Source organism: Acinetobacter sp. WC-743 (assembly GCF_000335555.1).
In the GTDB taxonomy this organism is placed as follows: Bacteria; Pseudomonadota; Gammaproteobacteria; order Pseudomonadales; family Moraxellaceae; genus Acinetobacter; species Acinetobacter bereziniae.
This window is the reverse complement of sequence record NZ_AMFQ01000090.1, coordinates 94,352-106,853: the sequence shown is the minus strand read 5'-3', so window position 1 is coordinate 106,853 and position 12,502 is coordinate 94,352. Positions and strand designations below refer to the sequence as shown.

Here is a 12,502-nt window from a genome sequence, read left to right as displayed (position 1 = left end):
TTTCCTAGTTCTCGAAGTTACATACAATAAGCGGTTGCTTCAATTTCAATGAGCATCCCTTGTAAGGCAAGACACGGGACAGGAATTAATGTGCAAGCTGGAAAGTTTTGATTTTTCCAAAGCTGTTGCATTTCCTGAATTAAAAACTGATGTTTTTTAGGGCTATGATCGACCACGAGTATTCTTAAAACAGCAATATCCATTAATGATGCATCTACTGCATGTAAAGCGTGTTGCAGATTGATAAAAGCTTGATGAACTTGTTGCGCAAAATCTTTGGATAATTGTCCTTGTTGGTTTTCACCACCTTGTCCAGATATGTGCAAAATACGTAAATAATGACGCACTTCAGCCACATGACTATACGCAAATGCTGTGGGATTATAAAGAGTATTTGGGTTGGTCATCTGAAATGATTTGATTTGTGGAAGATCTGATTTCGAATTCATATTGTCAACATTCTATCAATGGGAAACTTTTGCTAGTATCAAAGCTCAAGTTAACTGTAGGTCAAGCAAAAATTGAAATTAAATCATTGCGGGAAACAAAAACAGCCAGAGCAAACAAATTCAAAACAGATTGATCAACAGAATCTGATTCAAATGCTTGATGAAGAGCAAAATCAGCTTGCGGAAAAGCACTTGGGACAATGGTTGACCATCGGCGAGCTTGCTCAACGGAGTGGGGTAAGTGTACCTGCGATTCGCTTTTATGAAGATAAAGATTTGATTTGGAGTACGCGTACGCAAGGGAATCAAAGACGCTATCAGCGTGCAATGTTAAGACGTGTTGCGATTGTTAAAATTGCACAACAAGTCGGCATCAGTTTGCAACAAGTCAAGGATGCCTTCGCGATACTGCCTCGTCAGAAAGTTGCCAGTAAGTCCGATTGGCAGGAAATGTCTCAAGCATGGCAAACCCAATTGGATCAGAAAATTATGGATTTGCTGAAATTACGTCAACAGTTGGATAAATGTATTGGTTGTGGTTGCTTATCCTTGCAACAATGCCCCTTACGAAATCCAAATGATGAATTGGGACAAACTTCAGCAGGGGCTCATTTTCAGGAAGTGATCAGCAATTTAATCAATATGCAGTTTTTTCAAGATTGAACATCACGATCAGTGTTGAGTTCCGTTATTTATACCGCTTGATTCAATCGGTTTTATGTAGCCTCACCCAATGATTAACTGAGTACCTGTAATTTTTCCTTTCTGACCAATCCAAAAAGGGCGGTTGACTGCACCATGACCAAACCAATCACATTGGTAAAGTGGAATGTTGAGCGCTTCTAAGTGTTCCGCGACAATCTCTGCAATCGTTTGAGGTACGTTTTTCTGTGGACACTGATAAAAATCACCTAACACCACAGCTTTGAGGTTTGATGTATGAATACTTTGTAGAAGTTGAGTGAAAGCGCGTTCAATTCGATAATATGGTTCACCAACATCTTCAATCAGTAAGACACTCGGTTGATCAAGCACTAAACCATGAGGTGTTCCTTGTAAGCTACAAAGTACTGTCAGATTACCCCCTAATATATGTAAGTTCTCAAGCACTTGATTTTGATTAAACCTATTTATAGCAGATAATGCATACAGGTTTTGTTTGTGAGAGTCCGCAGTTAATAGACTAACGGTTTTTAATGCATCATAAGATAATGGTGAATTATCTAAGTTCTTAACCGCAATTTCTTGAAATACGGGGGCGTGTAAAGCTTGACCACCATGCATGGCAATATAATTTAATAATACGGTTGTGTCTGAATAACCAATAATTGGCTTATTTAAAATCCATTCACCTAAAAAGGGCAATAACATCGCAGCGCCTGTACCACCACGACCACACCAAACAGCATCTACGGTGGGATCTAAACAAGCTTGTTTTAAATCTTCTACACGTTGTTCGATCGTACCAGCCAAATAACGGTATTGTGCAAAAACATGTTGTCCTAAACTGACTTGATGACCTAAGCGTTCTAAATGAGTTTGAGCCAATTTGATATTTTCAATATCTACGCACGCACTTGGCGATACAATTTTAAAATGCATATTTCTTCCAAACTTTTACAAAACTTAGTGTGCAAGTTTCTTTTTAGATAAGGTGATCATCATGACACCGATGATATTCAACAAGCAACCAAACCATTGTATCGCATTCATATGTTCACCCAGCAAAGCAACTGCCAAAATAATGGTGAGAATGGGACCAATTGAACCAATCATTGCAGCTTGTGCTGCTCCCAAGCGAGAAATACTCTGAGCCACCAAAATCGTAGGTAATACTGTGACCAATAATCCCAGTGCAATACCATACCAAATGACGGTCATCGGCAGTTGATTGAGGAGTTGTATTGGGTGGGGTGTCGCAATAGCAAAATGGGTTAAAGTACCAAAACAAGCAATACTCAAAGCCAAACCTGTGTAATTCCATGAGCCAAACTTTTGAATCAAACGTGGTGTCATCAATAAATAAGTGGCAAAGGACACGGCACTGGCAAAGACTAGACTTACGCCTAGCCAGAAGTTTCCTTCATGTGGCACAGTACTTTGCTCTTGAAGCATCACAATGACGGTTCCGCCATAGCTTAATGCAATTGCGATGATGGTTCTAAGATTTAACTTCTGTTTATAAATAAAGCTTGTGGCGATTACAGTCAGTGTAGGGTAGAGAAATAAAATAATTCGTTCAAGTGAAGCACTGATGTACATTAAGCCAGCAAAATCTAACCAACTTGAAAAATAATACCCCATCAAACCAGCAGCGACCAATAAACCCCAATCCCTAGGTGTGATGTTTTTGTTATGGTGGTGATTGAACCAACATAACAGAAGAAAGAAGGGTAATGCACTTGCCATTCGTAAAGCCATAAGGACTGTACTATCGACTAATGGCGATAAAGCATAGGCTTGTTTAATAAAAATAGCTTTAGTACTAAACAAGAAAGCTGCACCCAGTGCGAAAATTGAACCAAGCTGTGTGCTAGAGATAGAAAATTTCATGAATTTGACTGCATTAACGATGTCGTCATTCGACATGTATATTTGAACAAGCAGTATAAATGTTGTTTTTCATCAGGTGAAATGCAAAAAAGCAATGAATTTGCATAATAAAAGGAATACTACACAAGGAAATAATACTTTATGCAATTTTTTACTCGGCAATCAGCTCGTATTAGAATAAAAAATTGATCAAAATCAACGCTGAATAATTTGTTTTTGTCGGTTTGAGATTGTCGTGTTGTTTTTTGCACAAAAGTGGTGCAATTTATAAGCAACTCACCTGAATGGTGTTCGGTACTATTAATTGACAAAATGGCAAATTGAAAAAGAGTAAAAATTTTTGTAATTGGTTTTGACTTGGATATAGGTTAATGAGGTTATTTATTCCAAGTACTTTTTTTTATTAATGAAATTAAAAAATGGAATGAAAAATGACTTACATTTTTGACTAAAAAAATGTCATAAAAAGCCAATTGAAGCAGGATGAAAACAGTTATAAATTGTCAGAAATGCCAATACTGTGAATGATATTTAGGTTAAATCTATTGTTTTATAGCGTATTTAAGCCACAATGGATACGCTAGAAAAAGATAAAAAAATGCCATAAATGCCAATCCATTGAAGCAAGTTTTGATGAAAAACAGTAAAGATATGATGAAAAAAAGATCAATTAGTCAAACTGGAGTCAAAGGATGTTAGAAAATGCAGGATGTGCATTACAGGAAAAATACAATAAATTGAATAGTAGGTATATCTTACAATTATATTTATGAATCATCAGTTCAAAATATGGGTATTTATTAAATAAATATTGGGTGGTATTTTAAAAAAGTTCAATTAGAATCCAAAAATTCATAACAAACGCATCTGGGGGAAGCATCGTTTATTGACGATGTTGACTTAAAGAAAAATTAGCTTGAGGAACGCTCATGCAGATTGGAATCCCAAAAGAAACTGTCATCGGTGAAAACCGTGTAGCTGCAACGCCAGAGACAGTAAAAAAGTTGATTAGTGCTGGTCATAGCATTGTCATTGAACGTGGAGCTGGTAAGAAAGCTGCGTATATTGACAGTGCTTATGAACAAGTCGGCGCTAAGATCACGGATGATGCCTATACTGGTAGTCAAATGATTCTGAAAGTTCGTTCACCGCAAGGAGACGAAATTCAAAAACTTGCTGCGGGTACAACCGTCGTGGCGATGTTTGACCCGTATCGCAATACTGAACTTGACCAATTTGCGTCACAACAAGTGTCTGCATTTGCGTTAGAGCTTTTGCCTCGTACACTTTCACGCGCGCAAAATATGGATGTATTGTCCTCTCAAGCCAACCTTGCAGGTTATAAGTCAGTGCTTCTTGCTGCTGCGGAATATCAACGAATGTTCCCGATGCTGATGACTGCTGCGGGTACAGTTAAACCAGCACGTGTCGTCATTATGGGCGTTGGGGTTGCAGGTCTTCAAGCAATTGCAACAGCAAAACGCTTAGGTGCTGTGGTTGAAGCTACAGATCTACGACCAACTGCTCGTGACCAAGTTGAATCATTAGGCGGAAAGTGGTTAGACGTTCCAATGTCTGATGAAGAAAAGCAAAAAGCTGCCGATGCTGCTAAAAATGGTTATGGCTGGATGCCTGGTGAGCAGTACATTCAAGATCAAGCTGTCATCGTAGATAAAGCAGTGTCAAATGCAGACATCGTGATTACAACTGCGTTGTTGCCAGGTCGTGATGCTCCACGCTTAATTAAGGCTGAGACCGTTGCCAAAATGAAACCAGGTTCAATCATTTTGGACATGGCAGTAGAAACTGGCGGAAACGTTGAAGGTTCCAAGAATGGTGAAAATGTTGTCACAGACAATGGCGTGACTATTTTGGGTATTCCAAATATTCCATCTACAGTTTCGACTGAAGCTTCAGCACTATACGCACGTAATGTATTTAATTTCGTTGAAACTTTATTTGATCAAGAGAAAAACTTTGCGATCAATCAAGAAGATGAGATTCAAAAAGCACTTCTAGTAACTCATGGCGGTCAAGTACTGCTGAAGCGTGGTTAAGGAGAGTCATCATGGTTGAAACTATTACTATTTTCGTCTTAGCCATCTTTGTTGGTTACTACGTGGTTTGGGGAGTAACACCTGCATTACATACGCCGTTAATGGCGGTAACTAATGCATTGTCCTCAATTATCGTTGTTGGTGCGATGATACAAACTGTTGGAATTCCAGGTGTTGTTGAAGCAAATGTACAATTTCAGTCCGTGAATGTTGTCAGTGTACTTGGTGCAATTGCAGTGTTCTTGGCAAGTATTAACATTTTTGGTGGTTTCGCAGTGACTGCACGTATGCTTGAAATGTTTAAGCCAAAGCAAAAGAAAAAAGAGGGCTAATCTATGGAGTTTATTCGAGAGTATGCGGATTGGTTCTACCTTGTTGGTGCGGTCCTTTTTATTTTGACGTTGCGTGGTCTTTCAGGTCCTAAAACTGCGATTGCTGGTAACCGTTACGGTATGATCGCGATGGCGATTGCTGTGATCACCACATTCTTTGTTGCAGATCATCCAGTCGTTTGGATGATTGGTGGTGCAATGGTGCTTGGTGCAATTGTGGGTATTGCACGTGCACGTACTGTTCCAATGACACAAATGCCTGAAACTGTAGCATTGATGCATTCACTTGTTGGTTTGGCTGCGGTATTGATTGCGATTGCTGCGATTTTACATAACAACCAACTGACTGCTTTATTTGCGCAAAACGAATCTGCTTTAACTGCTGCTGGTGTACAGCATGCACATATGAGCAAAGTTCATTTGTTTGAATTGTTCGTGGGTTGTTTTGTTGGTGCGATTACCTTTACAGCATCTGTATTTGCTTATGGTAAGTTGGCTGCAAAGAAATGGGCAAAAACCATTTCTGGTGCTTGGGTTAAACCTGTTCAAGCGATTGTTTTTCTTGCGATGCTGGCTTGTGGTGTGTACTTCTTTACCACTGGCAATATGCAGGCTTTCTGGGCGATGACAGCACTTGCACTAGTCTTTGGCTGGGTGTGGATTGCTCCAGTCGGTGGCGGTGATATGCCAGTTGTGGTTTCGCTACTGAACTCATTTTCTGGTTGGGCTGCGGCAGGTATTGGTTTTACGCTTGAAAACAACATGCTGATTGTTGCAGGTTCACTGGTGGGTTCTTCAGGTGCGATTCTGTCTTACATCATGTGTAAAGCAATGAACCGTTCAATCATCAATGTCTTGTTTGGTGGTGCAATGGGTGGGGCAGCTGTTGCTTCTACGGACAAAGGTGAACAAGTTCAGCGTAACTACCGTTCAGGTTCTGCGGATGATGCTGGCTTCTTGATGTCGAATGCGGATAGTGTTGTGATCGTACCAGGTTATGGTATGGCGCAAGGTCGTGCACAAAATGCCGTTAAAGAGCTTTGCGAAATTTTGAAAGAACAAGGTGTAACAGTTCGCTTTGCGATCCATCCAGTTGCAGGTCGTATGCCGGGTCATATGAATGTATTGTTGGCTGAGGCTGACGTTGCATATGAAGACATCTTGGAAATGGATGAGATTAACTCGGACTTCCCTGCAACAGACGTGGTGTTGGTTATTGGTGCAAATGACGTTGTTAACCCAGCAGCTAAAGATGATCCAAGCTCACCGATTTATGGTATGCCGATTCTTGAAGCACATAAAGCTCGTACCATTATGGTGATCAAGCGCTCTATGGCAACAGGTTATGCGGGTCTAGACAACGATTTGTTCTACAATGACAAAACCATGATGATCTTTGGTGATGCCAAGAAAGTTGTTGAAGAGATGACCAAAGCAATTAATGGTGGTGGGCACTAAACTGCTATCGGATTAAATCCACCCCGACCCTCCTTTGATTAAGGAGGGAACCTAACCGCCTTCGGGCGGTTTTTTATTATTCACGGTTTGATGTTATGATTTTAATCAAAATTGACTGAATAAAAATGATGAAGCAAGTAATTAAAACGATCTGTCAAAGTGTGGGTATTAGTCTTGTACTTTCCTTATCTATAGCACAAGCACAAGTTTTTGAAATTAAGAATGGTTCAAAACACTATGATGCCATTATTGATATGGCATGTGAGAAGAATGAATGTGGTGACAAGGCTGAAGTAAAGTTATTTAAAAAGGGCAGTAAAGCAGTATTTCAAGCATTTCACTCTGATGAATTGACCATGTATTTAGATGAAAATTTTATGCCCAGTGTTAATGTTATAGAGCTTTATGGTGAACAAAGTCCTTTGATTTTTGACGATTTTAACTTTGATGGAACACAAGACCTTGCAATAAGGAATGGTCATTATGGTCCTTATGGTGGTCCTGTGTATGATATTTATGTGTTTAATCAAAGCAAGCAAAAATTTGTTTTAAGTCAGGAGCTGTCTGTGCTCACTCAAGAAAATTTAGGCATGTTTCAGCTAGATAAAAAGCGCAAACGGATCATTGCTCTTAATAAAAGTGGCTGTTGTTATCATATTCGTTCTGAGTACCAAGTTGTGCCTAAAAAGGGGCTATTACTGGTTCGAGAATTTATTGAAGATGAACTCACCTCAAGTGGAAATCAAGTCAAAGTAACAGACCGTCATTTAATCAATGGAAAATGGAAAGAAAAAGTAAAATATTATCCAAGTGAAAAATATTATGCTCAGTAGTTATAATTTACATGGTATCGCTATTCTGTACTCAACCACCTAATTATTTATACATCTGATTTGCATCAAGTCATTAATTATAAATAAAACCTATGCATTTTATGAGCCTTTAGAATTCTGGGTGTTTAATTCGTTTTTGTGCTTGTGAATTCTAGATGCTTATCCAATTGTGAAGTAGAACAATGTCTTAGCAATCATAACACGACCATTTTCTTTGCGTTGTGAGGTAAATTTTAAGCATAAAAAAGCCCATCCAAAGATGAGCTTTTCCAATTAAAACTGAAGCTTAGTGAGGAATGTGTTCTTCATCTTCAAATTCAGGTTTAACTTGAACAATAAAGTCTTGACGGTTAAGACCACGCCACAAAGCAAATGCAGTACCGATATAGATTGACGAATAAGTACCTACAAATACGCCAATAAACATCGCCACAGAGAACCAGTGTAAACCATCACCACCCAAGAACATCATTGCAAGTACAACCAGTAATAGGGTCATTGAGGTATGAATGGTACGTTTTAAGGTCTCAGTCAATGCAATATTGACGATCTCTAATGGGGTTGCACCACGAATCTTACGGAAGTTTTCACGAATACGATCTGATACGACGATGTTATCGTTTAGTGAGAAACCAATTAATGCAAGAATCGCTGCCAAGACTGTAAGGTCGAATGGCCACTGCATCATTGCAAAAATACCAATCGTTACGATTACATCGTGCAGTAATGAAAGGACTGCACCCACTGCAAGTTTAAACTCGAAGCGAATGGTCACGTAGATCAGCATAAGCAACATTGCAAGTGCAACAGCGCCGGCAGAACGTAAATACAGTTCATTACCTACCTGACCACCGACAGAATCCACTTTATGAACAACAGCAGCATTATTCGGTAATTGAACAGCTTTAGTAATGGTATTGCTTAAGTCTTCAACTTTCAGATCTTGCGCAGGCATACGAACAATAAGGTCTTTATTTGAACCTAATGTTTGTACAACAGCATCTTTAAAGCCAGCTTGGTCTAGATTGGCAATTACATCAGCAGGTTTTGCTGCGTGTTGATAATTCAACTCAGCAGAAACACCACCTGTAAAATCTAATCCTAGATTTAAGCCTTTGGTTGCGATAAAGAAGATACTGGCGATGGTCAAAATGATCGAGATGATTGCCGCTGGTTTGGCAATCTTCATGAAATTAATTATATGCTCATCATCAGGGCGACCATATTTCTTTTTCGGTTGAGTCACATCAGTCATCATCGATCTCCTATATGCTCAACTTATTCAAGTTACGTTTACGACCGTACACGAGTTGGACAATTGCACGAGTGACTGTAATTGCAGTAAACATTGAGCAAATAATACCAATCATCAGTGTAACCGCGAAGCCTTTAATCGGACCTGTACCAATCGCGAACAGAATAAATGCAACCAAGAATGTGGTTAAGTTTGAGTCGAGAATGGTGTTATAGGCTCGATCATAACCTGCAATAATCGCTTGTTTGGGCGAGGCGCCCCAGCGCATTTCTTCTCGTATTCGCTCGCAGATCAGTACGTTGGCATCGACCGCCATACCAATCGTGATCACGATTCCCGCGATCCCCGGTAAGGTCAATGAAGCGCCAATCCAAGACATGACTGTCAGAAGCATTGCCAAGTTAATCACTAGCGCAATATCTGCGATTAAACCAAATAGGCGGAAGAATACGATCATCCAAAGCGCAACAAGGATGAAACCAACTTGGGTAGAGAGTACACCTTTGTCGATATTTTCTTGACCTAAGCTCGGACCAACCACACGTTCTTCAACAAAGTACATTGGCGCAGCTAACGCACCTGCACGAAGCATCAAAGCAAGTTCAGACGCTTCTTGAGGTGAGTCTAAGCCTGTAATACGGAAAGATGAACCCAATACAGCTTGAATGTTCGCAGCATTGATCACAACAGATTCTGTATATGGTGTACGGACTTCAGTCATTGCTCCTGTAACAGGATCAGGAACCGAGGTAATTTTTTGTTTATTTTCAATAAACAAAACTGCCATACGTTTACCAACAGCGTTACGTGTTGCATCTGACATCAACTTACCGCCAGCAGTGTCCAAAGTAATATTTACTTCAGCGCCACCAGTATCTTGGCTAAAGCCACTTGATGCATTTTGGACGCGTTCACCCGTTAAAATACGGTTGCGGTTTAATAATAACTCACGACCACTGTCTAACGATTCATAAGCAAAAACCTCAGTACCCGGAGGTAAAGGTTGCCCATTATATTTACCGGTAAAACGGTCAATATATTGATCATTTAAATCTGAAACTAAACGGAACTCTAAGTTTGCAGTGCGACCTAATACACGTTTTGCTTCAGCAGTATCTTGTACACCCGGCAGTTCAACCACGATACGGTTACTACCTTGACTTTGCACCAAGGCTTCAGCCACACCTAATTCGTTGATACGATTTCGTAGTGTGGTTAAGTTTTGGTTTAAAGCATAAGACTGAATGTCTTGCTTGGTCGCATCGTTATAGGTCAACTTAAGCGTAGAGCCAGTATCTGTAGCTAAAGCTTGTTGATTATATTTATTTCCATCGCGACGTAAGAAATCCATCACCGCTGCACGGTCATCATTATTGGCAAACTGAATGGTAATCACATTGTTATTCAATGCAAGACTATTGAAATTAATCTTGTTGTCACGGAATTCACGACGTAAATCAGTTGCTGATGTTTCCATACGCTGTGCAATCGCTTTATCCATATCTACTTCAAGTAGGAAATGAACACCACCACGCAAGTCCAAACCGAGCTTCATTGGTTTAGCACCAATTTTTTGTAACCACTCAGGTGTTGTTGGCGCAAGGTTTAACGCAATCGTATAGTTTTCACCCAAACCTTTGCTTAGTACATCTTTTGCCTTTAATTGGGCTTCTGATGTGCTTAAACGTAAGAGGGCAGCATTGTTGGTGAAAGTATTATCATGGCTGCTAATATTTTCACTTTTTAAAATTTGCTCTGCTTTTTGTATCACTGATTTGTCAATCGTGGTACCAGCCTTGGCACCCGAAATTTGAACAGCAGGTTCATCAGGATATAAACTTGGCAGCGCGTATAATGTACTGATTACTAGTACCACTAGAATCAATAAATATTTCCATGCAGGGTAACGCATTCGCTTTCTTCTTAAAATGAAAAAGTCGTGCTAAGTGCACGACCGTTTTATGATTAAAGGTTATTTAATGTGCCTTCAGGCAGAACTGAAATAACACTTGCACGTTGAATTTTCACTTCATTTCCTTTGCCTAATTCAACCACTGCAAAGTCTCCGTCGATTTTCAGAATACGACCCATTAAGCCGCCTGCAAATACAACTTCACTGCCCACACCTAAGCTTTCAATTAAAGTACGGTGTTCTTTTGCACGTTTTGCTTGAGGACGCCAGATGAGAAAATAGAAGATCGCGATAAATACAACGATCATCAAAATGTTTGCCATCATGCCTGGACCTTGTGCAGGCGCTGCCGCAGCGTGAGCAGAAGAAATAAATAAACTCATTTCAGTTTCCTAATGTTAAAAATTTTCTGCCATTTGCATGGCTTTTAAATCGACTTGTTCTGCAATTTACCTTGTCTTGGGTTTCAGCGCAAATACTGTTGAATTAATCTTCAATTCAGCTTTATATTGGGGCATTAGTCCTCAGGACAAGGTGGAACTTCTAAACCGCGACGTTGATAAAAATCTGTCACGTATTCATCAAAAGTACCTTGATCTAAAGCATCACGAATATCTTGGGTAAAGCGTTGGTAATAACGCAAATTATGGATGGTACCCAACATTGAACCGAGCATTTCACCACATTTTTCTAAATGGAATAAATAGGCACGAGTGAAGTTGGTGCAGGTATAACAGTCACAATGCGGGTCTAATGGACGTTGATCATGGCGATATTGGCTGTTACGAATTCGTACTAAGCCATCTGTAACAAAATAATGACCATTACGTGCATTACGTGTTGGCATCACACAGTCAAACATATCCACACCACGACGGATTGCTTCAACGATATCTTCTGGTTTCCCTACGCCCATTAAATAACGTGGTTTATCTGCTGGCATTTTCGCTGGGAGATAATCCAAAACTTTGATCATTTCTTCTTTTGGTTCGCCTACTGAGAGTCCACCAATTGCAAAACCATCAAAATCGATTTCTTTTAAACCATTTAAAGACTCTTCACGAAGATCTTCATACATGCCACCTTGAATAATTCCAAACAAGGCATTTTTATTTTTAAGCACATCATGATGTTGAGTTTTACAACGTTTTGCCCAACGCAATGACAATTGTAATGACTTTTGGGCTTCCTCATGTGTTGCAGGATATGGTGTGCATTCATCAAAAATCATCACAATATCTGAGTTCAAGGTATGTTGAATATCCATTGAAATTTCAGGTGATAAAAAGACTTTTGAACCATCGATTGGAGAGCGGAAGGTCACACCTTCTTCTTTGATTTTGCGCATTGCTCCAAGACTGAATACTTGGAAGCCACCTGAGTCCGTCAGAATAGGTTTGCCCCATTTCATAAACTCATGCAAACCGCCATGTTCACGAATAACATCTAATCCAGGGCGTAAATAAAGGTGAAAGGTATTTCCTAGAATAATTTGTGCTTGGATATCTTCAATATCACGTGGCAACATCCCCTTAACAGTACCGTAGGTACCGACAGGCATAAACACAGGTGTCTCAACGACACCATGTGCTAAAGTTAAACGACCACGACGAGCACGCCCCGACTGACCTAATTTTTCAAACTTCATAAATG

Annotated in this window: 12 protein-coding genes; 5 read left to right on the top strand and 7 right to left on the bottom strand. The window is 39.8% G+C overall.

Going from position 1 to position 12,502, the window contains the following annotated elements:
• Positions 1 to 17 precede the first annotated feature (17 nt).
• Positions 18 to 449 carry a RidA family protein gene (locus tag ACINWC743_RS12700; protein ID WP_004827725.1) on the bottom strand — a complete coding sequence of 144 codons (432 nt, stop codon included), beginning with the start codon at positions 447 to 449 and terminating at the stop codon, positions 18 to 20.
• A 72-nt stretch (positions 450 to 521) separates the two neighbouring features.
• Between ACINWC743_RS12700 and soxR the strand changes: the two genes are divergently transcribed.
• A complete protein-coding gene (soxR, locus tag ACINWC743_RS12695) occupies positions 522 to 1,112 on the top strand; it encodes a redox-sensitive transcriptional activator SoxR (protein ID WP_009585678.1) in 591 nt (196 codons plus the stop codon).
• A 63-nt stretch (positions 1,113 to 1,175) separates the two neighbouring features.
• Here soxR and ACINWC743_RS12690 read toward each other — a convergent pair whose 3' ends face one another.
• Entirely contained in the window at positions 1,176 to 2,051 is an 876-nt protein-coding gene (locus ACINWC743_RS12690) for a S66 peptidase family protein (protein WP_004827730.1), read from the bottom strand.
• Between the two features lie 24 nt (positions 2,052 to 2,075).
• Positions 2,076 to 3,002 (bottom strand): DMT family transporter, encoded by a 927-nt coding sequence (locus ACINWC743_RS12685; RefSeq protein WP_009585763.1) that lies wholly within the window; start codon positions 3,000 to 3,002, stop codon positions 2,076 to 2,078.
• Between the two features lie 929 nt (positions 3,003 to 3,931).
• Here ACINWC743_RS12685 and ACINWC743_RS12680 point away from each other — a divergent pair.
• The 4 genes from ACINWC743_RS12680 (at position 3,932) to ACINWC743_RS12665 (ending at position 7,682) form a co-directional block, all read left to right on the top strand.
• The gene (locus tag ACINWC743_RS12680) at positions 3,932 to 5,059 is read left to right on the top strand and encodes a Re/Si-specific NAD(P)(+) transhydrogenase subunit alpha (protein WP_004827733.1); all 1,128 of its coding nucleotides are present in this window, start codon (positions 3,932 to 3,934) and stop codon (positions 5,057 to 5,059) included.
• A gap of 11 nt (positions 5,060 to 5,070) precedes the next feature.
• Positions 5,071 to 5,391, top strand: coding sequence for a proton-translocating transhydrogenase family protein (locus ACINWC743_RS12675; RefSeq protein WP_005030974.1), 321 nt, complete (start codon positions 5,071 to 5,073; stop codon positions 5,389 to 5,391).
• A 3-nt stretch (positions 5,392 to 5,394) separates the two neighbouring features.
• The gene (locus tag ACINWC743_RS12670; protein WP_009585734.1) at positions 5,395 to 6,849 is read left to right on the top strand and encodes an NAD(P)(+) transhydrogenase (Re/Si-specific) subunit beta; all 1,455 of its coding nucleotides are present in this window, start codon (positions 5,395 to 5,397) and stop codon (positions 6,847 to 6,849) included.
• Between the two features lie 125 nt (positions 6,850 to 6,974).
• Complete coding sequence (locus tag ACINWC743_RS12665) at positions 6,975 to 7,682, top strand: XAC2610-related protein (protein ID WP_009585693.1); 708 nt, start codon at positions 6,975 to 6,977, stop codon at positions 7,680 to 7,682.
• 286 nt (positions 7,683 to 7,968) lie between these two features.
• Here ACINWC743_RS12665 and secF read toward each other — a convergent pair whose 3' ends face one another.
• The 4 genes from secF to tgt form a co-directional block, all read right to left on the bottom strand.
• Positions 7,969 to 8,940 carry a protein translocase subunit SecF gene (gene secF, locus ACINWC743_RS12660; protein ID WP_009585739.1) on the bottom strand — a complete coding sequence of 324 codons (972 nt, stop codon included), beginning with the start codon at positions 8,938 to 8,940 and terminating at the stop codon, positions 7,969 to 7,971.
• A 7-nt stretch (positions 8,941 to 8,947) separates the two neighbouring features.
• Positions 8,948 to 10,849: a protein translocase subunit SecD gene (gene secD / locus ACINWC743_RS12655; RefSeq protein ID WP_004827743.1), complete on the bottom strand. Its 1,902-nt coding sequence runs from the start codon at positions 10,847 to 10,849 to the stop codon at positions 8,948 to 8,950.
• A 53-nt stretch (positions 10,850 to 10,902) separates the two neighbouring features.
• Entirely contained in the window at positions 10,903 to 11,232 is a 330-nt protein-coding gene (yajC, locus tag ACINWC743_RS12650; RefSeq protein WP_004827744.1) for a preprotein translocase subunit YajC, read from the bottom strand.
• 134 nt (positions 11,233 to 11,366) lie between these two features.
• Positions 11,367 to 12,497 carry a tRNA guanosine(34) transglycosylase Tgt gene (gene tgt, locus ACINWC743_RS12645; protein WP_009585724.1) on the bottom strand — a complete coding sequence of 377 codons (1,131 nt, stop codon included), beginning with the start codon at positions 12,495 to 12,497 and terminating at the stop codon, positions 11,367 to 11,369.
• Positions 12,498 to 12,502 lie beyond the last annotated feature (5 nt).